Source organism: Geminicoccus sp., from assembly GCF_035556675.1.
GTDB lineage: Bacteria > Pseudomonadota > Alphaproteobacteria > Geminicoccales > Geminicoccaceae > Geminicoccus.
This window is the reverse complement of the sequence record NZ_DATMFZ010000184.1, coordinates 1-20,840: the sequence shown is the minus strand read 5'-3', so window position 1 is coordinate 20,840 and position 20,840 is coordinate 1. Positions and strand designations below refer to the sequence as shown.

23 protein-coding genes are annotated in these 20,840 nt (G+C 69.6%); 11 read left to right on the top strand and 12 right to left on the bottom strand.

All coding sequences use genetic code 11. The annotated features are described in order from the left end of the window. The 9 genes from VNS22_RS13630 to ureE form a co-directional block, all read right to left on the bottom strand. Positions 1–239 (bottom strand): LysR substrate-binding domain-containing protein (locus VNS22_RS13630; RefSeq protein ID WP_325733274.1); only part of this gene is annotated, 239 nt, incomplete at its 3' end. Between the two features lie 54 nt (positions 240–293). Continuing rightward, positions 294–869, bottom strand: a complete 576-nt coding sequence (locus VNS22_RS13625) for a cytochrome b/b6 domain-containing protein (RefSeq protein WP_325733272.1) — start codon at positions 867–869, stop codon at positions 294–296. Positions 870–872: 3 nt separating this feature from the next. After that, positions 873–1,157: a PepSY domain-containing protein gene (locus tag VNS22_RS13620; protein ID WP_325733270.1), complete on the bottom strand. Its 285-nt coding sequence runs from the start codon at positions 1,155–1,157 to the stop codon at positions 873–875. A 148-nt stretch (positions 1,158–1,305) separates the two neighbouring features. Next, entirely contained in the window at positions 1,306–2,121 is an 816-nt protein-coding gene (locus tag VNS22_RS13615) for an urease accessory protein UreD (RefSeq protein WP_325733268.1), read from the bottom strand. Beyond that, positions 2,118–2,735: an urease accessory protein UreG gene (ureG, locus tag VNS22_RS13610; protein ID WP_325733267.1), complete on the bottom strand. Its 618-nt coding sequence runs from the start codon at positions 2,733–2,735 to the stop codon at positions 2,118–2,120. The genes VNS22_RS13615 and ureG overlap by 4 nt, the downstream gene beginning before the upstream one ends. A 13-nt stretch (positions 2,736–2,748) precedes the next feature. Beyond that, the gene (ureC, locus tag VNS22_RS13605; RefSeq protein WP_325733265.1) at positions 2,749–4,455 is read right to left on the bottom strand and encodes an urease subunit alpha; all 1,707 of its coding nucleotides are present in this window, start codon (positions 4,453–4,455) and stop codon (positions 2,749–2,751) included. Between the two features lie 21 nt (positions 4,456–4,476). Continuing rightward, positions 4,477–5,172: an urease subunit beta gene (ureB, locus tag VNS22_RS13600; RefSeq protein WP_349261783.1), complete on the bottom strand. Its 696-nt coding sequence runs from the start codon at positions 5,170–5,172 to the stop codon at positions 4,477–4,479. Positions 5,173–5,193: 21 nt separating this feature from the next. Continuing rightward, positions 5,194–5,871 (bottom strand): urease accessory protein UreF, encoded by a 678-nt coding sequence (locus VNS22_RS13595; RefSeq protein ID WP_325733262.1) that lies wholly within the window; start codon positions 5,869–5,871, stop codon positions 5,194–5,196. Then, on the bottom strand, positions 5,864–6,319 hold the full coding sequence (ureE, locus tag VNS22_RS13590; protein ID WP_325733260.1) for an urease accessory protein UreE: 456 nt from the start codon (positions 6,317–6,319) through the stop codon (positions 5,864–5,866). Before ureE ends, VNS22_RS13595 begins: the two co-directional genes overlap by 8 nt. Before the next feature lie 334 nt (positions 6,320–6,653). Here ureE and VNS22_RS13585 point away from each other — a divergent pair, with 334 nt between their 5' ends. From VNS22_RS13585 to VNS22_RS13555, 7 genes are all read left to right on the top strand, one after another. Further along, positions 6,654–7,409, top strand: coding sequence for an ABC transporter ATP-binding protein (locus tag VNS22_RS13585; RefSeq protein ID WP_325733258.1), 756 nt, complete (start codon positions 6,654–6,656; stop codon positions 7,407–7,409). Further along, on the top strand, positions 7,402–8,145 hold the full coding sequence (locus tag VNS22_RS13580) for an ABC transporter ATP-binding protein (protein WP_325733257.1): 744 nt from the start codon (positions 7,402–7,404) through the stop codon (positions 8,143–8,145). The genes VNS22_RS13585 and VNS22_RS13580 overlap by 8 nt, the downstream gene beginning before the upstream one ends. A 60-nt stretch (positions 8,146–8,205) precedes the next feature. Continuing rightward, entirely contained in the window at positions 8,206–9,408 is a 1,203-nt protein-coding gene (locus VNS22_RS13575) for an ABC transporter substrate-binding protein (protein WP_325733255.1), read from the top strand. 74 nt (positions 9,409–9,482) lie between these two features. After that, entirely contained in the window at positions 9,483–10,370 is an 888-nt protein-coding gene (locus tag VNS22_RS13570) for a branched-chain amino acid ABC transporter permease (RefSeq protein ID WP_325733253.1), read from the top strand. 71 nt (positions 10,371–10,441) lie between these two features. After that, a complete protein-coding gene (locus VNS22_RS13565) occupies positions 10,442–11,365 on the top strand; it encodes a branched-chain amino acid ABC transporter permease (protein ID WP_349261782.1) in 924 nt (307 codons plus the stop codon). Between the two features lie 238 nt (positions 11,366–11,603). Then, positions 11,604–12,056 carry a DUF4398 domain-containing protein gene (locus VNS22_RS13560; RefSeq protein ID WP_325733249.1) on the top strand — a complete coding sequence of 151 codons (453 nt, stop codon included), beginning with the start codon at positions 11,604–11,606 and terminating at the stop codon, positions 12,054–12,056. After that, positions 12,056–12,814, top strand: a complete 759-nt coding sequence (locus VNS22_RS13555; RefSeq protein ID WP_325733247.1) for an OmpA family protein — start codon at positions 12,056–12,058, stop codon at positions 12,812–12,814. The genes VNS22_RS13560 and VNS22_RS13555 overlap by 1 nt, the downstream gene beginning before the upstream one ends. Positions 12,815–12,842: 28 nt before the next feature. On the opposite strand, the gene VNS22_RS13550 is transcribed toward VNS22_RS13555, so the two are convergent. Next, positions 12,843–15,062, bottom strand: coding sequence for a heavy metal translocating P-type ATPase (locus tag VNS22_RS13550; RefSeq protein ID WP_325733245.1), 2,220 nt, complete (start codon positions 15,060–15,062; stop codon positions 12,843–12,845). A gap of 64 nt (positions 15,063–15,126) precedes the next feature. On the opposite strand from VNS22_RS13550, the gene VNS22_RS13545 reads away from it, so the two are divergent. The 3 genes from VNS22_RS13545 (at position 15,127) to VNS22_RS13535 (ending at position 18,365) form a co-directional block, all read left to right on the top strand. After that, positions 15,127–15,549: a helix-turn-helix domain-containing protein gene (locus VNS22_RS13545; RefSeq protein ID WP_325733243.1), complete on the top strand. Its 423-nt coding sequence runs from the start codon at positions 15,127–15,129 to the stop codon at positions 15,547–15,549. A 145-nt stretch (positions 15,550–15,694) separates the two neighbouring features. Beyond that, a complete protein-coding gene (locus tag VNS22_RS13540; RefSeq protein WP_325733241.1) occupies positions 15,695–17,230 on the top strand; it encodes a M28 family peptidase in 1,536 nt (511 codons plus the stop codon). Between the two features lie 73 nt (positions 17,231–17,303). Next, positions 17,304–18,365, top strand: a complete 1,062-nt coding sequence (locus VNS22_RS13535; RefSeq protein ID WP_325733239.1) for an Ldh family oxidoreductase — start codon at positions 17,304–17,306, stop codon at positions 18,363–18,365. Positions 18,366–18,368: 3 nt separating this feature from the next. On the opposite strand, the gene VNS22_RS13530 is transcribed toward VNS22_RS13535, so the two are convergent. Beyond that, entirely contained in the window at positions 18,369–18,992 is a 624-nt protein-coding gene (locus VNS22_RS13530) for a LysE family translocator (protein WP_325733237.1), read from the bottom strand. Positions 18,993–19,003: 11 nt separating this feature from the next. Next, the gene (locus VNS22_RS13525; RefSeq protein ID WP_414653359.1) at positions 19,004–20,308 is read right to left on the bottom strand and encodes a glycerate kinase type-2 family protein; all 1,305 of its coding nucleotides are present in this window, start codon (positions 20,306–20,308) and stop codon (positions 19,004–19,006) included. 158 nt (positions 20,309–20,466) lie between these two features. Here VNS22_RS13525 and VNS22_RS13520 point away from each other — a divergent pair. Then, a partial coding sequence (locus tag VNS22_RS13520; RefSeq protein ID WP_349261781.1) for a polysaccharide deacetylase family protein occupies positions 20,467–20,840 on the top strand: 374 nt, incomplete at its 3' end.

Sequence of the window (20,840 nt, the reverse complement as noted above, 5' to 3'; positions counted from 1 at the left end):
TGCGCCGCCAGATAGGCTGGCGCCGCCACCGCCACGACCGGCGCTTCCGCCAGGCGGCGCTGCGTCAGCACGGAATCGGCCAGAGGTGCCGCGTGGCTGCGCAGGGCGATGTCAGAACCTTCCTGGATCAGGTCGACGAAGCGGTCGGTGGCGTGCACCTCCAGCCGGAGCTTCGGGTTGGCCAGGGCGATCCGCGGCAGCACGCCCGGTTCGACGAGATCGGCATCGACCTGACCCATCGTCAGTAACAGCCAGGGATGCTGCCGGCCCCCGCCGGCTGATGTCGGCCCGGCTCATGCGCGCTTGCGGCCGGTGACCATCGCGAGAACCAGGTTCTCGCGATGCCGCCAGCTCTCCACGATCACCCCGGCGACGTGCAGGAACATCAGCACCATCAGCCCGTTGCCGAACAATTCGTGGACCTCCTCCAGCGTCTTCGAGCCAAAGAATGCATCGGTTCTCAGCAGCCATCCCGTCGAGGCGAGTGCCGCGGCCAGGAGGAAGAAGGCGAGGATGGCCAGGCCGCCCAGGGGATTGTGGCCGAGGTGGCGTGCATCCTGGCCGCGGGCCAGATCGCACAGGTAGCGCCAAAGCCGCGAGGGCCAGGGCAGGAAGTCGGACCAGCGCGCATGGCACGGCCCGATGAACCCCCAGAGAAAGCGCAGGGCGAACGCGATCGCGACCGCATAGCCCGTGGTGCGGTGCCAGTATTTGCCGGGCTCCAGGATGAACAGGTTCAGGATCACGCCGGTCGCAACGAACCAGTGGAAGATCCGCACCAGCGGGTCCCAGACCCGTACCATCACCTTGGCGTCCCCGCCTGCTGACACGTGCGACACCCGTGCGGCCGCGACATGGGCGTCCGCCATGGCTCAGTCCTCGTCTTCCTCGGATTCGACCACCGCACCAGTCACCGGATCGAAATAGATCTCGACCTTCTTGTCACCCTTGTAGCCGTAGATCTCGTAGCAGTTGCCTTCGGTAGTCTGGAAGGTGGAGATCTTGGTGATGCCCTGCTCCTTCATCGCCTTGTCCTTGAAGGCCTGCTCGTCCATCCAGGCGCTCTTGGGCTGATCGGTGCAGGTAGGCTCGGCAAGTGCCGGAAACGCTGCGCCCAAGACGAGAACGGAGACGGTGAAAGCGAAGGTCCTGGTCATGCTGCAGTCCCAGATGACACGGCGGCGGGAGGGCCGGCGCTGGCAGGTTTTCTAGGGCAGAAAACTTACCCGAACCTGACGGTGATGCCGGCTGTGCCTGGCCGGCACTGTCCGCACCGAGCGACGGCCAATCATGGCCCGTGCCGCCTCACCGGGCTTCCTCATGCAGCATCCGCCGCATCAGGCGCACGAGGTCGGCCTGCGCCTGCGCCAGCGCACCGCCGTCCCGCGCAAGCAGCCGCACGAACAGCCCGGCTGCCATGCGCAGCGGGCTCGCCCCGCCGAGAATGTCCGGCCCATCCAGCAGCACCTGGATCTCCCGGCACCACGCCCGGGCGGTGTCGGGTGAGACAGGACGGACCAGCAGCAGGCTGCCCTGGGCCCTGAAGCCGCCGACCACCCCGGGCGTGGCAGCCATCAGGCCCGCACCGGTCGCCCGGGAGCGATCCAGCGCCACCAGGCATCCGTCCGGCCGGGCCAGACGGAGGGTGGTGCTGCACCAGTCGAACACGTGCCCGGTCCGGCCGGGATCGTGCGTCATGAAGCCGTCACCCACCAGCAGCCGGGCATGCTCCGCCGCGGTGACCGCGATCGTCTGGGCCAGGCGGCTGTGCGGAAACAGGATGAGCGGCGGGGGCGTGAACTCCAGGACGGCGCTGTCCTCGGCGACGAGCTCGACCTGCTGCGCGCTCGTCCCGCCATTCGGCATCTCGTGGACCACCATAGCCGCCGGGATCTCGACCCGCAGCTCGGCACCCTGCTGCACGGCGACGCGCTGGCCGATCCGCTCGCCCTCGAAGATTCCCCCCGACATCGACTGGACGAAGATCCGTGCTGCCAGCGGCCGGCCGGGCAGGTCCCAGAGCGGGGCCTGCACCGAGAAGGGGTGGCGCACGCGGCGAGAGGCCAGCGCGGTCCGGCCGTCCGGCCCGGCCCGGAAGGAGAGGTCGAGGGCCGGGTTCATGCGTCCTGGAACAGCACCGCATGGCAGATGGCATCTGCCACCTGGTCCACCCCGTCGCCCTTGCGGCAGTTGGTGCAGACGATCGGCCGCCCGCCGCGCACCGCCCTGGCCTCCTCCAGCATCCGCGGGAGGTCGACACCGACATGCTCGTGCAGATCGACCTTGTTGATCACCAGCAGGTCGCACTGGAGGATGCCGGGGCCCCGCTTTCTCGGGATGTCGTCGCCGCCGGCCACGTCGATCACGAACAACCACCAATCGACCAGGTCGAGCGAGAAGGTCGAGGCGAGATTGTCGCCGCCGCTCTCGATCAGGATCAGCTGGAGGCCAGGGTAGGCCCGGTCCAGGCTGTCGGCGGCCTCCATGTTCAGGGTCGGGTCCTCGCGGATCACGGTGTGCGGGCAGGCACCCGCCTCCACCGCCAGGACACGCGCCGGATCGAGTAGGTTCGCCCGGCGCAGCCGCTCGGCGTCCTCATGGGTCACGAGGTCGTTGGTGATCACGGCCAGGTCCACGCCCCGCGCCTTCAGCCGCGGGATCAGCGCCTCCAGAAGCGCGGTCTTGCCCGAGCCCACCGGCCCGCCGATCCCGACCCGTGCCGCACCCTTGCTCATCGAGCCATCCCGTTCATCGCAGCATGTAGCGCCGGTTGAGCGGCACCCGCTTCGCCGGCTCGCACATCAGCAGCCTGCCATCCGCCCGCACCTCGAAGGTGCGCGGGTCGACCTCGATCTTCGGCATGGCGTCGTTGCGGATCATGTCCTTCTTGCCGAGCCCGCGCAGGTTCCTGATCGGCACGAACGGCTTCTCCACGCCGAGCTTGCGCTGCGTGTCCGCCTCGATCGCCAGCTTCGACACGAACGTCACGCCGAGCTCCAGCGGCGAGCGCCCGAACGAGCCCCACATCGGCCGCTGCACGATCGGCTCGGAATCGGTCTGGCTGGCATTGCCGTCGCCCATCGCCGCCCAGACGATGAAGCCGCTCTTGATCACCATCCAGGGCTTGGCGCCGAACGAGGCGCGCGGCCAGAGCACGAGATCGGCCATCTTGCCGGGCTCGATCGAGCCGACATGCTCGTCCATGCCCGACGCGATCGCCGGGTTGATCGTGTATTTCGCGACGTAGCGCTTGATCCGCTCGTTGTCGGCGCGCTCCGTCGTCTCCTCCGGCAGCCGACCGACCCGCTCCTTCATCACGCTGGCGAGCTGCCAGCATTTCGCGACGTTCTCCGCCAGCCGCCCCATGCCCTGGGTGTCGGTCGCGAAGATCGAGATGGCGCCCATGTCGTGGAGAAAGTCCTCCGCGGCCATGCTCTGCGCGCGCACCCGCGACTCGGCGAAGGCCAAGTCTTCGGGCAGGCGCCAGTTCATCATGTGCGCCAGCATGGTCATCGGCAGCCCCTCGTTCAGCGCATAGGCGGTGAACGGGTTGGTCGGGTTGGTCGACGACGGCAGGACGTTCGGGTGGCTGTTGACGATCAGGAGATCCGGCGCATGGCCGCCGCCGGCCCCCTCCACGTGGTACATGTGGATGGTCCGGCCATCGATCGCGCGCAGCGTGTCCTCGCAGAAGCCGTACTCGTTGATCGTGTCGGTATGGAGGTTGACCTGGAAGTCGTTGCGGTCGGCAGCCACGAGGCTGCCGTCGATCACCGCCGGCGAGGCGCCCAGGTCCTCGTGGATCTTCACGCCCAGGCACCCGCCCGCGACCGATTCCTCGACCGCTCCCGGATCGGAGCAGCCACGGCCCAGGAAGGCGAAGTTCAGCGGGAAGGCATCGCAGGCCTGGATGATCTGGCCGACCACGTTCGGCCCGGCGCAGCTCGTGTCGAAATGGGGCCCGGGCGACATGCCGATCATGGTGGTGCAGCCGCCAGCCAGCGCATGTTCCCATTGCTGCGGCGACAGGAAATGGGCGTGCGCCTCGATGGCCCCGGCCGTGCAGATGAACGCGTCGCCGTGGATCACGGTGGTGTTCGGCCCGCAGCGCAGATCCGGGTGCACCCCGTCCATGATGTCCGGGTTGCCGGCCTTGCCCACGCCCACGATCCGCCCGTCGCGAATGCCGATATCGGCCTTCACGATGCCGATCACCGCGTCGATGATCGTGGCGTTCTGGATCACCGTGTCCAGCGCGCCGGACGCATAGGTCCCGGTGGTCTGGAAGCCCTCACCGTCGCGCATCGACTTGCCGGCGCCGGTGGTCAGCTCCTCGCCATAGACGGTGAAGTCCCGCTCGATCTCGGCGAGCAGCTCGGTATCGCCTAAGCGCACCATGTCGCCTGTGGTGGGGCCATAGACCTCGGCGTAGTGACGCCGGCTGAGGACCGCCATCGTTCTTCTCCTAAGCTCGGGTCAGGCGCCGCGATAATTCTGGGCACGGGCCAGCGCCAGCGCCACCTGCCGGCTGTCCTCGGTGCGGGTCGTGCCGTTGACCAGGCCTGCCTGCCCGTACACGAGCCCGTCGCCGCCGATCTCGACCAGCTCGACCTTCTTGCGCAGCCCCGGCTCGAACCGCACGCCCTGGCCGGACGGCACGTCCAGCCGCATGCCGAACGCCGCGGCTCGGTCGAACTCCAAGGCCCGGTTGGTCTCGAAGAAATGGGCGTGGCTGCGCACCTGGATGTCGCGGTCGCCGGTGTTGACCACCTCGACCGTCACCTTCCTCCGCCCGGCATTGACCTCGATGTTTTCGTCCGGGGTGATGATCTCGCCGGCTACCCGATGCTCCTCGACCGGCTTTTCGCCGGGGCCGACCGGACGGAAGACGATCACCATCTTGGTGCCTTCCTCGAAGTCCGCCTCGACCGAGACCAGCTCGATCATCGCGGCCACGCCCGGCATCACGTCGTCCGTGGTGAGCAGCTTGCCCGCCATGTCGACGATCGCCTCGTACTCCATGCCGGCACGGGCGGCGAGCAGCATCTCGTCGGCGATCAGCGCCACCGCTTCGGGATGCGACAGGCGGATGCCGCGGGCCTTGTGCCGCCTGGCGAATTCCGCGGCAGTGAAGATCCACAGCCGCTCCATCTCGGTCGGCGTGAGGTTCATCATGGTGTCGGCCTCACCTCGTCAGTTGGCGAACAGGCGCAGTTCCTGCCCGGCATGGCGCATCATCGCGATCTCTGCCGCGGGTGTGAACGCGGCAGCCTCGTCCAGGGCAGGCAATGGGCATGCCAGAAGCTCGGCCAGCACCGGCCGAAGTGCGGTCAGCGCCTGCTGCGCATCCAGATGGCTGGCCAGGCCCAGGCGGATCGCGGCGGTGCAGAACGCGGTGGCCCCGGTATGGGCGGCGACCGCGAGCGCTTCCTCCAGCCCGAGCCCCACGCCTGCCAGCACCAGACCCTGAACCACGGCCTGATGGCCATGCGCCCCGCCGTCATGGACGCGCGCACGCAGTTCGGCGGCACCGGGCGTGCCCAGGCGCTGATGCACGCCAAGGAGCGCGTTGCCGGCCCGCTTCGAGCCCTCCCGGGCAGGTTCGGCCAGGATCGCGGCATCGGCCCACTCGTCCAGCTCGCACAGGCCCGGGAGGTCGCGGCTGCGGCGGTGCGCCTGCGCGATCAGCACCCGGTCGAAGCTGGCCCAGCGCTGGCGGAACTGGCCCTCGATGAAGCGGCAGAGGTCGCGCCGGCCCAGATGGCCACCGCCCATGAGCCCTTCCAGCCCCCAGGAAAAGGCGAAGCCGCCGCTCGGGAACTGGCTGTCGCCGTGCTGGAGGGCCGCCAGCAGGCGGGCAGGGTCAGCCATCGACCAGGGTGACCCGGCCGGCGGCCAGATGCTCCTCGATCCGCGCCAGATAGCGCTCGCGCGGCACGTCGACCGCGACCAGCAGATGCCCGTCCGCGAAACGTACCCGCCAGTGGAGGTTGCCGGCGAGATAGCCCAGTTCCAGGGCGAAGCCCTCGGCCGGCCGCAGCTTCAGCCATTCCTGCAGGCCGACCTTCACCACGATCGCCCGGTCGTCTTCCAGGAGCAGCACCGCACCGTCGAACAGGGCGGTATCGCGGGGCAGGGCGAGTGCACATTCGGTGCCCTGGTCGGTGACGGCACGAAAGCGCCGGCGCGGCAGGTCGGCCGCCGGGATCGTGACCGTTTCCAGCCTGCCGTCATGGGCCAGATGGTGCAGCCGGTGGGCGAGGCCGGGCTCGGCACGGTCGCCGATGATCCGCTCGATATGGCAGAGCTGGCTGGTCATGGTCTGGTCGCGCTGTACGAGGGCGCCACCGGCTTAGTCCCGATCCGCGCAGGGTTCAACGCCGGCCACGGAGGCATTCGTCTGGACCATGCCCCGGCATGCCTGTGCGGTGACTTGCGCTTGCCAAGAAGATCATCGGGCACGCCAGTAATCAGCCTGTTCCTTCCGGCATGTTCTTCATGCCGCCGTCCGGGATTTCATCGTATGAAATCTGTGGCGACCGGCGGATGACCATGCCCGCGACGCATTCGTTTGACACACTGGAGGCAGACGGATATTGTAGCGATACAAAGTGCGAGAAGTCGTCAGGAAGAACTGCGACCGCGGAGGGAGGATGCTCAATGACGTCATTTTGGCGGCTAAAGGTCTGACCAAGCAGTTCAAAGGTTTCGTTGCGGTAAATGAGGTAGATCTTCAGGTCGGGCGCGGCTCGATCCATGCGCTGATCGGGCCCAACGGGGCCGGCAAGACGACCTGCTTCAACCTGCTCACCAAGTTCCTGCAGCCGACGCGCGGCACCATCACCTATAACGGCCGGGACATCACCCGGATGCAGCCGGCGGACATCGCTAGGCTCGGCATGGTGCGTTCCTTCCAGATCTCGGCGGTGTTCCCCCATCTGACCGCGCTGGAGAATGTCCGCATCGCCCTGCAGCGCCAGCGCGGCGACAGTTTCGACTTCTGGCGCTCCGAACGCGTGCTCTCCGGCTTCGACGGCCGGGCGCTGGCCCTGCTGGACGAGGTCGGCCTGGCCGGCTTCGCCACGACCCCGGCCGGTGCGCTTTCCTATGGCCGCAAGCGCGCCCTGGAGATCGCCACCACACTGGCGCTGGACCCGGAGATGCTGCTGCTCGACGAGCCGATGGCCGGCATGGGCCACGAGGACGTCGACCGCATCGCCGGCGTCATCCAGCGGATCGCGCAGAACCGCACGGTGCTGATGGTCGAGCACAACCTGTCGGTGGTCGCCCGGCTGGCCGGCCGGATCACCGTGCTGGCGCGCGGCAAGGTGCTGGCCGAGGGCGACTACGCCACCGTGTCGAAGAACCCGGACGTCATCGACGCCTATATCGGAGCCGGCCATGGCTGAGGCCCAACTCATGGAGCGGAAGCCCGCCACGGCAGGCGGCAGCCTGCTCGCGGTCCGCGACCTCCATGGCTGGTATGGCGAGAGCCACGTGCTCCACGGCGTCAGCTTCGATGTCCAAGAGGGCGAGGTCGTCACCCTGCTCGGCCGCAACGGCGCCGGCAAGACCACCACGCTCAAGGCGATCATGGGCATCCTGGCCAGGCGCCGGGGCTCGATCCAGTTCGACGGGCGCGAGACGATCGGCCTGCCGGCGCGGACCATCGCGCGCGCCGGCATCGCGTTCTGTCCCGAGGAGCGCGGCATCTTCGCCAGCCTCTCGGTCGAGGAGAACCTGATGCTGCCGCCCAAGGTCCAGGACGGCGGGCTGTCGGTCGAGCAGATCTTCGAACTGTTCCCGAACCTGAAGGAGCGCCTGTCCAGCCAGGGCACCAAGCTGTCCGGCGGCGAGCAGCAGATGCTGGCGATCGGCCGGATCCTGCGCACCGGGGCCAAGTTGCTGCTCCTGGACGAGCCGACCGAAGGACTTGCGCCCGTCATCGTCCAGCAGATCGGGCACACCATCGCCCGGCTCAAGCGGTCCGGCTTCACCATCGTCCTGGTGGAGCAGAACTTCCGCTTCGCCGCCTCGGTGGCGGACCGGCACTATGTCGTGGAGCAGGGCAGGGTCATCGACACGATCCGCAACGACGACCTGGAGAGCAACCTCGACAAGCTGCACGCCTATCTCGGCGTGTAGCTCGGGCAATCACACGGACGGCGCAGGAAAAGCCGCCGCGCAAGGGAGAGCTTGGACCAGATGACGAGGATCAGGAACTTCACCCTGGCGGCGATTGCCGCCACGCTCCTCTCCGGCACGGCACTGGCCGAGACCAGCGTCAAGATCGGCGTGCTCAACGACCGTTCCGGCGTCTATGCCGACCTGTCCGGCGAGGGCTCCGTCGTGGCCGCGCGGATGGCCGTGGAGGACTTCCAGGCAGCGGAGAAGGGCATCACCGTCGAGATCGTCTCGGCCGACCACCAGAACAAGCCGGACGTGGCCTCGACCATCGCGCGGCAGTGGTACGACCAGGATGGCGTCGACATGATCGTGGACGTGCCGACCTCGTCGGCGGCGCTGGCGGTCAACGACATCACTCGCGAGAAGAACAAGGTCTTCATCAATTCCGGCGCCGCCACCTCGGACCTCACCGGCCCGCAATGCTCGCCCAACACGGTGCACTGGACCTACGATACCTACGCGCTGGCGCACGGCACCGGCGGGGCCATGGTCGGGGCGGGCGGCAAGACCTGGTTCTTCCTGACCGCCGACTATGCCTTCGGCCATGCGCTGGAGCGCGACACCACCGCGGTCATCGAGGCGGCCGGCGGCGAGGTGCTGGGCAGCGTCCGCCATCCGTTCCCCGGCACCGACTTCTCCTCCTTCCTGCTCCAGGCCCAGTCGTCGGGAGCCAACGTGATCGGGCTGGCCAATGCCGGCGGTGACACGATCAACTCGATCAAGCAGGCCTCCGAGTTCGGCATCACCCAGGCGGGCCAGTCGCTGGCCGGTCTCCTGGTGTTCCTCACCGACGTCCATGCGCTGGGCCTGGAGACCGCGCAGGGCCTGGTGCTCACCGAGAGCTTCTACTGGGACCTGAACGACGACACCCGCGCCTGGTCCAAGCGCTTCGCCGAGGCGCATGACGGCGACATGCCCACCATGGTCCAGGCGGGCGTCTATGCCGGCGTGCTCCACTATCTCAAGGCGATCGAGGCGGCCGGCACCAAGGACGCCCAGCCGGTGATGGCGAAGATGAAGGAGATGCCGACCGACGACCCGCTGTTCGGCAAGGGCTCGATCCGCGAGGACGGCCGCAAGCTCCACAACATGTACCTGTTCCGGGTGAAGACCCCGGACCAGTCCCAGGGCCCCTGGGACTATTACGAGCTGGTCGCGACCCTTCCGCCGGAACAGGCCTGGCGCCCGCTCGAGGAGGGCGGCTGCCCGCTCGTGAAGTGATGTCGTCGGGGCAGGGCGGGCTACGCGCCTCGTCCTGCCCTTCTCGCTTTTTCGGCTGACTGCAGGACGGGCCGATGTTCGAGCTTCTGGGAATCCCGCCGCAGGCCCTGTTCGGCCAGCTCCTGCTGGGCCTGATCAACGGCTCGTTCTACGCGCTGCTGAGCCTGGGCCTGGCGATCATCTTCGGCCTTCTGAACATCATCAACTTCACCCACGGCGCCCAGTACATGATGGGCGCGTTCGTGGCCTGGATGCTGCTCAACTATCTCGGGATCAACTACTGGGCGGCCCTGGTGCTGGCCCCGGTGATTGTCGGGATCACCGGCGTCATCATCGAGCGCCTGCTGATCTCGCGGCTCTACCATCTCGACCATCTCTACGGCCTGCTGCTGACCTTCGGCCTGGCGCTGATCATCCAGGGCCTGTTCCGCAACGAGTACGGCATCTCCGGCCTGCCCTACCAGATCCCGAGCCAGCTCTCCGGCGGCATGAACCTGGGCTTCATGTTCCTGCCGAACTATCGGGGCTGGGTGGTGGTGGCGTCCCTGGTCGTCTGCCTCGCCACCTGGTTCGTGATCGAGAAGACCCGGCTCGGCGCGTACCTGCGTGCCGCCACCGAGAACCCGACCCTGGTCGGCGCCTTCGGCATCAACGTGCCCCGCCTGATCACCCTGACCTATGGCTTCGGCGTGGCGCTGGCCGCGTTCGCCGGCGTGCTGGCCGCCCCCATCTACTCGGTCAATCCGAACATGGGCGCCGACCTCATCATCGTCGTGTTCGCGGTCGTGGTGATCGGCGGCATGGGCTCGATCCTGGGCTCGATCGTCACCGGCTTTGGCCTGGGCCTGATCGAGGGCCTGACGCGCGTGTTCTATCCGGAGGGATCGGCGGTGGTGATCTTCGTGATCATGGCGATCGTGCTGCTGGTGAAGCCTGCCGGCCTGTTCGGGAGGGCCGCCTGATGGCCGCCGACACCCGGACCGCCACCGAGGTCGCCGCCCCGGCCATCACGGCGCCCACCAATGCCATGGGGATGCCGCGCCACCACCTCCTGATCTTCGCCGGGCTCCTGGCCCTGGGCCTGGTCGGCCCCTTCGTCCTCTATCCCGTGTTCCTGATGAAGGTGATGTGCTTTGCGCTGTTCGCCTGCGCCTTCAACCTGCTGCTGGGCTATGGTGGCCTGCTGAGCTTCGGCCATGCCGCCTATTTCGGCTCGGCCAGCTATGTCAGCGCCTATGCCGCCAAGGCCTGGGGCCTCACGCCCGAGCTCGCGATCCTGCTCGGCACGGCGACCGCCGCGGTGCTGGGGCTGGTGTTCGGTGCTCTCGCCATCCGCCGGCAGGGCATCTACTTCGCGATGGTCACGCTAGCCTTTGCCCAGATGGTGTTCTTCTTCTCGGTGCAGGCGCCGTTCACCGGCGGCGAGGACGGCATCCAGTCCGTGCCGCGCGGTCATCTGTTCGGCCTGATCGACCTCGGCCCCGACCGCAGCCTCTATTTCCTGGTGCTGGCGATCACCTTTCTGGGCCTGCTCCTGATCTACCGAATCATCCACTCGCCGTTCGGCCAGGTGCTGAAGGCGATCCGCGACAACGAGCCCCGTTCAATCTCGCTCGGCTACCGCGCCAACCAGTACAAGCTGGCCGTCTTCGTGCTCTCCGCCACGCTGGCGGGCCTGGCCGGCGCCACCAAGGCGCTGGTCTTCCAGCTGGCCTCGCTGACCGACGTCTACTGGACCATGTCCGGCGAGGTCGTGCTGATGACGCTTTTGGGCGGCATGGGCACGGTGTTCGGCCCGATCGTGGGTGCTGCCGTGGTCGTCGCCATGCAGAACTACCTGGCCACCTTCGGCGCCTGGGTCACCATCATCCAGGGCGTCATCTTCGTGGTCAGCGTGCTGCTGTTCCGCGAGGGGATCATCGGCGTGCTGGGCCGGTGGCTGAAGAAGCCGCTCTGAGCAGGCAGGTACCGGCAGCCATGCCGGACCGCCGGCCCGGCGCGTGATCCAAAGGGGCGCGGGCGCAGCCGAACTCACGGTCTGCGTCCGGCTGGTCATCGCGTCCGCGTGGAACCCCGGCTGTTCCAGACGCTTCCAACGTCAACGGATGAGGATGGTCGTCGCCTCGACAACACCTGGCAGTGAAAACCAGGTACGGCGTGCCATGTCCTCGTCTCCCCCAGGACGGAGACCAGTCATGCCGGCAATGTCGCGCAAGACGACGCCGATGAGTATTGCGGGCGCAACGCTGCTGCTGCTTGGCGCCTGCGCCAGCACGCCACCACCCGACGACGCGATGGCCGCCGCGAAACTTGCCCTGCAGCGTGCCGAAGCGAGCGAGGCGCCGAGCGAGGCCCCGCTGGAACTGCAGCAGGCGCGCGACAAGCTCGCCGAGGCGGAGCAGGCCATCGCCGATGAGGACTACCGCCAGGCCCGCCGCCTGGCGCAGGAGGCCGCTGCCGATGCCGGCCTGGCCGAGGCGCAGGCCGAGCGGGCGGTGGCCGAGCGCAACCGGCAGCAGGTGGACAGCGCCATCGACGCGCTGGCGCCGGGCGGGTCGGTGGTGACCACACCGGCCCTGTCAAACGGCGCGGCGCCGGCTGCTGCCACCACGCCCCTGGCACCCGCCGCCTCCGGAGGGATCCAGTGATGCGCCCGATGATGCGCAATCTCATGACCGCAACGCTCCTGGCCGGCTGCAGCCTGGCGATGGCCGCCTGCAGCACGCCCACCAGTCCCGCGGTGGAACAGGCACGGGCGGCGGTGGCCGGGGCGCGGGCCAATCCGGAGGTGGTGAGCCGTGCCCAGCCCGAGCTCAATGCCGCCCAGGAGGCGCTGGCCCAGAGCGAGCGGGCGCTGACCGAGGAGGATGACCTCGAGCAGGCCGAGGCCCTGGCCTATGTCGCGGAGCGCCAGGCGCAGGCCGCCGAGCATCTGGCGGTGGCCCGGGCCGAGACCGAGGCGGTCCAGGGGGCGGGCGAGGCGCGTGAGCGTGCCATCCGGCAGACGCTGGAGCAGCGCCTGGCCGAGCTGCAGGCCGAGCGGACCGACCGTGGCCTGGTGGTGGGCCTGGCGGGTGACGTGCTGTTCGCGGTCGACCAGGCGACGCTCAGCCCGGGTGGCCTGCGCGAGGTGGACCGGGTCGCTTCGGCCCTGCGCGACTTCCCGCAGGCGACCGCGATCATCGAGGGCCATACCGACAGCACCGGCTCGGACGACCATAACCTTTCGCTCTCGGAGCGGCGGGCCGACGCGGTGCGCGCAGAACTGGTCGCCGCGGGCATCGACCCGGCCCGGCTGGTCGCCCGCGGGCTGGGTGAGACCTATCCCAAGGCGCCCAATGACACGGCCGCCGGCCGGCAGCAGAACCGCCGGGTGGAAGTGGTCATCCAGGAAGGGGGCGCCTGATCCAGGGGGCGGCGCTGGCGGCCGGGCTTCAGCGCGCCGGCCGCCAGCGCAGGAGGCGCATGGCGTTGGCGGTCACCAGCACCGTGGCACCGGTATCGGCCAGGATCGCCGGCCACAGCCCGGTGATGCCCAGGACGGTGGTCGCCAGGAACAGGGCCTTGAGCCCCAGCGCGATCGTGATGTTCTGGGCGATGTTGGCCATGGCGGCGCGTGCCAGCCGGATCATCGCCACCACGTCGCCGACCCGGCCATGGAGGACCGCCGCATCCGCGGTCTCCAGCGCCACGTCGGTGCCGCTGCCCATGGCGATCCCGACATCGGCCGCGGCCAGGGCCGGCGCGTCGTTGATGCCGTCGCCGACCTTGGCGACCTTGCGGCCGGCTGCCTGCAGCTCGCCCACGATCCGCTGCTTGTCGGCCGGCAGGAGGCCGGCTTTGGCGTCGATCCCGAGATCCTGGCCGATCGCGGCCGCGGCGCGCGGGTGGTCGCCGGTCAGCATGACCGTGCCGACCCCCGCAGCGCCCAGGGCCGCAAGCGCCGCCCTGGCGTCCGGACGCGGCTCGTCGCGCAGCCCGATCAGCCCGGCCACGCTGCCGTCCGCCACCAGCACCGATACGCTGTTGCCGGCCAGCTGCAGCTCCTCGATCCGGGCCGCCACGTCCGGAGCGATCGGCGCCACCGCACCTGCGACCTCGGCGCTGCCCAGGAACAGCCGGCTGCCTGCCACCTCGCCCAGCACCCCCTTGCCGGCCAGCGCCCGGGCATCTGTCACCGCCGGCAGGGCCTGCCCTTCGGCGCGTGCCAGGATCGCCTTGGCGAGCGGGTGGCTGGACTGGCTTTCCAGGGCCGCCGCCAGCCGCAGCACCTCCGCCTCCGGACGATCGATCCCGACGATCGCCGTGACGGCCGGGCGGCCCTCGGTCAGGGTTCCGGTCTTGTCGAATGCCACCATGTCGATCGTGCGCAGCTGTTCCAGGACGCTGCCGCCCTTCATCAGCAGGCCCTGCCGGGCGCCGGCCGACAGGGCGGCCGCGATCGCGGCCGGCGTGGAGATGACCAGGGCGCAGGGGCAGCCGATCAGGAGGATGGCCATGCCCTTGTAGATCCACTCGTGCCAGTCCTGGCCGGCCAGCAGCGGCGGCAGGACGGCGACCAGCGCCGCCACCGCGACCACGCCCGGCGTGTACCAGCGCGAGAAGCGGTTGATCAGCCGCTCGGTCGGCGCCTTGCGTTCCTGGGCCTCCTCCACGAGCTTCACGATCCGGGCGATCGTGTTGTCCGCCGTCGGCCGCTGCACCAGCACCTCGAGCGCACCATCGGTGCTGATCGTCCCGGCGAACACCGGCGCACCCGGCCCCTTCGTGACCGGCACGCTCTCGCCCGTCACCGGCGCCTCGTCGATCCCGCCGCCCCCGGCCTGGATCACCCCGTCCGCCGCGATCCGGTCGCCCGGCCGGACCCGGATGACCATGCCGGGCTGGAGCTGGTCGGCCGCGATCTCGTCGGTGCCGCCGTCCGGGCGCAGGCGCAATGCCGTCTTCGGCACGAGCCGGGCCAGGCCCTGGATGCTGGCCCGGGCCCGGCCAGCCGCGACCCCTTCCAGCATCTCCCCCACCATGAACAGGAACACCACCGCCGCCGCCTCCTCGGCAGCCCCGATCGCCACCGCGCCCACCGCGGCGATGGTCATGAGCATCTCGATCGAGAACGGCGTGCCGCTGACCGCGGCGGCGAGCGCCCGCCGGGCGATCGGCACCAGACCCACCAGCATGGCCGGGATGAAGATCCATCCTTCCAGAGCCGGTACCAGCCGCTCCAGCAGGAACGCCACGACGAACGCCAGACCGCTGGCTGCCGTCAGGATCGCCCGGGGCTGCCGCCACCACGGCCCGTCACCCTCATCATGTGCATGGAGATGGCCGTGCGGCTCGTCCCCGGCAGCGTGCTCGTGCTCGTGATGGTGCCCATGATGATCGTGCCCGCAGCAGGCGCCGTGCGCGGCATCGGCGGCCGGCACGCTGCCCCCGGCCAGGGGCGATGCCCGGTAGCCCAGCCGCTCGACCTGGCGCTGGATCGCCGGGCGCAACTCCGCGCCTGCCGCATGGTCGACCGTCATGGTCCCCGAGGCCACCGAGACGGCCACGTCGGTCACGCCCTCGATCCGGCGCACGGCGTTGTCCAGCTTCTGCGCACAGGAGGCGCAGTCCATCCCCTGGACGCGGAAGCGGGTCTGCACGGCGCTGGTCATGGCGGTTCCTTGTGACATCCTGCCGGGCACCCTACGTTCTCTAGCGACTAGAGGAGCAAGCCCTTTGCGCACGCTATCGATCGGCGAGGTGTCCCGGCGCACCGAGGTGAAGGTGCCGACCATCCGCTTCTACGAGCAGATCGGCCTCCTGCCGGCCCCGCCGCGCACCGAGGGCAACCGCCGGCGCTACGACGAGGCCGACGTGCGTCGCCTCGCCTTCATCCGCCATGCCCGCGAACTCGGCTTCGAGGTCGACGACATCCGCGAGCTCCTGAGCCTGACCGCCCAGCCGAACCGCTCCTGCCACGAGGCCGACAGCATCGCGTCCCGCCATCTGCAGGAGGTCGAGCGCCGGATCGCCCGGCTGGACGCGCTCCGCGTGGAACTCCAGCGCATGGTTGACGAGTGCGGCCATGGCCGGGTCTGCGACTGCCGGGTGATCCAGGTCCTGGCCGACCACGGCCAGTGCGCCCATCACCGGCATTGAGCACTTCGCTCTGTTCCGGGGGCGACAATAAAACCCGTGGCGGTTCTCCAATATCCGGATGCCTATAGTCAGGTGAGCTGTTAGCGCTTCTCCCAGCGGGAGGGGCGTGCGACGAGCAACGTCACCCGCCCGCTGGGAGGACGTCATGAAATCGAAGTGGAAATCCGCGCTCGCTGGCGGCGGCCTCGGCATGGTGGCTGCGCTGGCACCGGCGCCCGACGCGGCCGCATCCCATCAGGTCCCGGGCTTCGAGGCCGACGCCAGCAGGCTGGTCGGCGCCATCACCACCAAGGGCGTGGTCGCCCACATGAACGAGCTGCAGTGGATCGCCGACTACCGCGACGGCAACCGCGCGGCCACCACCAGCGGCCATGCCGCCTCGGTCAGCTATGTCCGCCGCAAGCTGGATGCGGCCGGCTACCGCACCTCGGTCCGCTCCTTCGACTATCCCTATTTCAAGCTGCGGGGCACGCCTTCCCTCAGCGCCGGCGGCACCAGCTATGTCGACGGCAGGGACTTCACCTACATGGAGTTCTCGGGCGGGGGCAGTGCCGCCGGCCGGCTCGTCGCGATCGACGTGCAGATCCCGCCACCGGCTTCCGGCTCCTCGACCAGCGGCTGCGAGGCTGCCGACTTTCCGCCGGCGGGTGCCGAGCCGGCCATCGCCGTGATCCAGCGCGGCACCTGCGACTTCTCGGTCAAGGTCGCGAATGCCGCTGCCGCCGGCTATGACGGCGTGGTGATCTTCAACGAGGGCCAGCCGGATCGTACCGACCTGTTCCCCGGCACGCTGGGCGAGCCCGCCGCCTTGCCCACGCTGTTCACGACCTATGCGCTCGGCCAGAAGCTGGTGACCCTGGCGGACGCGGGCGGCAGCGGCCGGGTCGAGGTCAAGGCGCGCTCGGAGATGCGCAAGACCTACAACCTTGTGGCCGAGACGGCCGGCGGCCGCGCCGACCGGGTGGTGGTGGTCGGCGCGCATCTCGATTCGGTGCGCGAGGGCCCCGGCATCAACGACAATGCCAGCGGCAGCGGCGCGATCCTCGAGCTCGCCCTGCAGATGGCGAAGCTGAAGATCCAGCCGAAGAACAAGGTTCGCTTCGGCTGGTGGGGAGCCGAGGAACTCGGCCTGTTCGGCTCGACCGCCTATGTCGATTCGCTCTCCGAGCAGCAGGCGGCCTCGATCATGGCCTATCTGAACTTCGACATGATCGCGTCGCACAACTACGCCTGGCTGATCCAGCAGGGCAATCCGGACAGTGCCGCGGACAAGGTGGTCGAGCAGGTGTTCACCAAGTACTTCCAGCGCGCCCGGCTGCCCTACCAGTACACGCCGGCCGACGGCCGCTCCGACTACGCCGCCTTTTCCGACATCGGCATCCCGGTGGGCGGGCTGTTCAGCGGTGCCGATGCGATCAAGACCGAGAAGCAGGCCAGGCTGTTCGGCGGGGTCGCCGGCCAGCCGCTCGACCCCTGCTACCACAAGGCCTGCGACACCAACCGCTACATCAGCCGCCGCTCCACCCTGGTCCTGAGCCGGGCGATCGCCGACACGGTCTACAAGTTCGCCATGACCGAGCGCGACATCCGCCTGGAGAACATCCAGGCGGCGCAGGCCCGCGTGATGACGGTCCAGACGGGCCAGGAAGCCCGCTACCGCGGCCCGCACCTGGCCCGCTGACGAGGCTTGGGGCTGGATCACCGCGGGCACAGTCCCTAGGTTCCGGCCCCAGCTTCAGCGGGAGGATAGCGGGGTGACGGGCGATCGGTACGAGGTCGGGGCGCTGGTGGCGTTCGCGACCGCCCTGTTCGAGAAGGTCGGGCTGGACGGGGACAAGGCCGCGGTCACCGCGCGCCTCCTGGTCGACGCCGACCTGATGGGCCACACCACCCATGGCCTGAACCTGGCCGGGCCCTACCTCGCCGAGGCCCAGAAGGGCTCGATGGCGACCAGCGGCGAGCCGGAGGAGGTGGCGCGCAAGGCCGCCGTCCTGACCCTGGACGGCCGCCGCCTGCCGGGCGTGTGGCTCACCGCCAAGGCCGTGGACGAGGCGATCGCCATGGCCAAGGCCACCGGCATCGGTGCCGTCTCGATCCGCCGCGCCCACCATATCGCCTGCCTCGCCACCTTCCTGCCGAAGGCCACCGAGCAGGGCCTCTACATCCAGATCGCCTGCTCCGACCCGAACGTCGCCTCGGTGGCGCCTTTCGGCGGCACGCGCGCGGTGTTCACCCCCGATCCCTATGCCATCGGGATCCCCACCTCGGGCGACCCGATCCTGATCGACACCTCCGCCTCGATCACCACCAACGGCATGTCCAACCGGCTGCTGGCCGAGGGCAAGACCTTCGACCATCCCTGGCTGCTCACCGCCGAGGGCGAGCCCACCAACGACCCGAAGGTGTTCAACACCGATCCTCCCGGCACGATCCTGCCGACCGGCGGGCTGGACCATGGCCACAAGGGCTATGGCCTGGCGCTGAACATCGAGGCGCTCAGCCAGGGCCTGTCCGGCTTCGGCCGGGCCGACCCGGGCGAGGGCTGGGGTGCCTCGGTCTGGGTCCAGGTGGTGGACCCGGACGCCTTCGCCGGCCTGCCGGCCTTCCGCCGCCAGGTCGACCATATCGTCCAGGCCTGCCGTGCCTGCCCGCCGCGCCCGGGTGTGGAGGCCGTCCGCCTGCCGGGCCAGGCCGCCATGGCCAAGAAGCGCCGGGCCGAGGCCGAGGGTGCCGTGCTGCATCCCTCGATCATGCCGGCCCTGCTGCCCTGGGCGGACCGGCTGGGTGTGCCGGTGCCGGAGCCGATCGCCCGCTGACCGTCAGCTCGCCCGCCGCCACGCCACGGTCATCACGCCAGCGCCGATCAGCACCGAGCCGCCGGCCCGGTTGATCCAGCGCTGCACCGCAGGCCGCCGGATCGTCCCTTTGAGGGACGAGGCGGCCAGCGCATAGGCCAGGGCGTTGGCGGCGGCCAGCAGGACGAAGGTCAGGACCAGGATAACCGCCTGGGGCAGGTAGGGCCGGGCCGGGTCGACGAACTGCGGGACGAAGGCCACGAAGAACACGATGCTCTTGGGGTTGAGCGCCGTCACCAGCCAGGCATGGCCCAGCATCACCCTTGCGGCCACCGGCCTTGCCGCCCCCGGCTCCGCCCCGTCCACCGGTGCCCGCCACAATTTGATCCCGAGATAGACCAGGTAGGCCGCACCCAGCCATTTCAGCAGGGTGAACAGGGTGGCCGAGGCCGCCAGCACCGCGCCCAGGCCCAGCAGCGAGAGGCTCATCGCGGTGAGGTCGCCCAGCGCCACCCCGGCCACGATCGCGAGCGCCGCCCGGTGGCCCTGGCTCAGCGCATAGGACATCACCAGCGAGATGGTCGGCCCCGGGATGACCAGCAGCGTAATTGCGGCGGCGGCAAAGGCCAGCCAGACCGAAACGTCCATCGAAGCCTTCCTTACAGGACCAGGATCGCCCGCACGTCGTTGACGTTGGTGAGCGTCGGCCCGGTCACCACCTGGTCGCCCAGGGCCGCGAAGAAGCGGTGGGCGTCGTTGTCGTCCAGCATCCGGTGGGCGTCCAGCCCCGCGGCCCGGGCACGCGCCAGCGTATCGGGCGTGACCAGCGCACCCGCCACCTCCTCGGCCCCGTCGATCCCGTCCGTGTCGCCGGCGATCGCCCAGACGTCCCGCTCGTCGGCCAGCGCCACCGCCAGCCCCAGCAGGAACTCGACATTGCGCCCGCCACGCCCCTGGCCCCGCACGGTCACCGTGGTCTCGCCGCCGGACAGGAGCACGCAGGGGGCAGGGCTGGGCTCGCCATGGCGGCGCACCGAGCGGGCGATCCCGGCCATCACCCGGCCGACCTCGCGCGATTCCCCTTCCAGCGCATCGCCCAGCAGCACGGGCCGGATGCCCTGGGCACGGGCAAAGCCGGCAGCCCGCTCCAGGGAGCGCTGCGGGGCGGCGATCAGCCGGTTCTCCACCCGCTGGAAGACTGGATCGCCGGGCTTGGGCGTTTCCTCGGCCCCTGCCTCCAGGTGCCGGCGCACCGCATCGGGCAGGTCCAGCCGATAGCGGCGCACCAGCGCCAGCGCGTCGGCGAAGCTGGTGGGATCGGGCACGGTCGGGCCGGAGGCGATCACCGCCGGATCGTCGCCCGGCACGTCGGAGATCAGCAGGGACACCACCCTCGCCGGTGCCGCCGCCCTGGCCAGCCGGCCGCCCTTGAAGCCCGAGAGATGCTTGCGGACGCAGTTCATCTCGTCGATCGAGGCACCCGAATGCAGCAGGGCCCGGTTCACCGCGATCTTGTCGGCGAGCGTCAGTCCCGGTGCCGGCAGGGCGCACAGGGCCGAGCCGCCGCCGGATACCAGGCACAGCACCAGGTCGTCCGGCCCCAGCCCTTCCACCGCGGCCAGCAGACGCTTCGCACCTGCTTCGGAACGCTCGTCCGGCACCGGATGGGAAGCGGACAGGACCTCGATCCGCTCGGTCGGCGCCTCGTGCCCGTCGCGCGTGACCACCACCCCCTCGAGCGGACCCGGCCAATGCCGCTCCACCGCCTGGGCCATCACCGCCGCGGCCTTGCCCAGGCCCACCACTACGGTCCGCCCCACCGGTGGCTCCGGCAGGAAGGGCGGCACGGCGAACAGGGGGTCGGCCGCACGCACCGCCTGCTCGAACAGGCCGCGCAGGAAGCCCTTTGGCTCCAGCTCCGTCACGACACCACCTTCCCGCGCTCCACCCGATGCCTCCCTCATGGCCGCCTGATCCGTCCTGGCCGGCGCGGAGATTGGCCCCGGCCCGGCCGGGAGGCAATGTCGATCGCCCCTTTTGGGTGTCGCCGGCTTCCGGCTAAGAAGGCAGCGCTTCGACGCCATCCTGCAGGGGGGCCGCCTTGAACCTCTACCCGCGCGACATGGTGGGCTATGGCCGCTCGGTGCCCTTCGCCGACTGGCCGGGCGGCGCCCACATCGCCGTCCAGTTCGTGCTCAACTACGAGGAAGGCGGCGAGAACTGCGTGCTGCATGGCGACGCGGCCTCCGAGGCGTTCCTTTCCGAGATCGTCGGTGCCGCGCCTCTGGCCGGGGCGCGGCACATGAACATGGAATCGATCTACGAGTACGGCTCGCGCGCCGGGTTCTGGCGGCTGTTCCGGATGTTCACCGAGCGCGACCTGCCGCTCACCGTGTACGGCGTGGCCATGGCGCTCTCGCGCCACCCCGAGGCCGTCGCCGCCATGAAGGAAGCCGGCTGGGAGATCGCCACCCACGGCTATCGCTGGATCGACTA

Bases quoted from the DNA above. Each gene is read 5' to 3' on its own strand.
- VNS22_RS13625 (WP_325733272.1), bottom strand. From the start codon at position 869: ATGGCGGACGCCCATGTCGCGGCCGCACGGGTGTCGCACGTGTCAGCA.
- VNS22_RS13620 (WP_325733270.1), bottom strand. From the start codon at position 1,157: ATGACCAGGACCTTCGCTTTCACCGTCTCCGTTCTCGTCTTGGGCGCA.
- VNS22_RS13615 (WP_325733268.1), bottom strand. From the start codon at position 2,121: ATGAACCCGGCCCTCGACCTCTCCTTCCGGGCCGGGCCGGACGGCCGG.
- ureG (WP_325733267.1), bottom strand. From the start codon at position 2,735: ATGAGCAAGGGTGCGGCACGGGTCGGGATCGGCGGGCCGGTGGGCTCG.
- ureC (WP_325733265.1), bottom strand. From the start codon at position 4,455: ATGGCGGTCCTCAGCCGGCGTCACTACGCCGAGGTCTATGGCCCCACC.
- ureB (WP_349261783.1), bottom strand. From the start codon at position 5,172: ATGAACCTCACGCCGACCGAGATGGAGCGGCTGTGGATCTTCACTGCC.
- VNS22_RS13595 (WP_325733262.1), bottom strand. From the start codon at position 5,871: ATGGCTGACCCTGCCCGCCTGCTGGCGGCCCTCCAGCACGGCGACAGC.
- ureE (WP_325733260.1), bottom strand. From the start codon at position 6,319: ATGACCAGCCAGCTCTGCCATATCGAGCGGATCATCGGCGACCGTGCC.
- VNS22_RS13585 (WP_325733258.1), top strand. From the start codon at position 6,654: ATGCTCAATGACGTCATTTTGGCGGCTAAAGGTCTGACCAAGCAGTTC.
- VNS22_RS13580 (WP_325733257.1), top strand. From the start codon at position 7,402: ATGGCTGAGGCCCAACTCATGGAGCGGAAGCCCGCCACGGCAGGCGGC.
- VNS22_RS13575 (WP_325733255.1), top strand. From the start codon at position 8,206: ATGACGAGGATCAGGAACTTCACCCTGGCGGCGATTGCCGCCACGCTC.
- VNS22_RS13570 (WP_325733253.1), top strand. From the start codon at position 9,483: ATGTTCGAGCTTCTGGGAATCCCGCCGCAGGCCCTGTTCGGCCAGCTC.
- VNS22_RS13565 (WP_349261782.1), top strand. From the start codon at position 10,442: ATGCCGCGCCACCACCTCCTGATCTTCGCCGGGCTCCTGGCCCTGGGC.
- VNS22_RS13560 (WP_325733249.1), top strand. From the start codon at position 11,604: ATGCCGGCAATGTCGCGCAAGACGACGCCGATGAGTATTGCGGGCGCA.
- VNS22_RS13555 (WP_325733247.1), top strand. From the start codon at position 12,056: ATGCGCCCGATGATGCGCAATCTCATGACCGCAACGCTCCTGGCCGGC.
- VNS22_RS13550 (WP_325733245.1), bottom strand. From the start codon at position 15,062: ATGACCAGCGCCGTGCAGACCCGCTTCCGCGTCCAGGGGATGGACTGC.
- VNS22_RS13540 (WP_325733241.1), top strand. From the start codon at position 15,695: ATGAAATCGAAGTGGAAATCCGCGCTCGCTGGCGGCGGCCTCGGCATG.
- VNS22_RS13530 (WP_325733237.1), bottom strand. From the start codon at position 18,992: ATGGACGTTTCGGTCTGGCTGGCCTTTGCCGCCGCCGCAATTACGCTG.
- VNS22_RS13525 (WP_414653359.1), bottom strand. From the start codon at position 20,308: ATGAGGGAGGCATCGGGTGGAGCGCGGGAAGGTGGTGTCGTGACGGAG.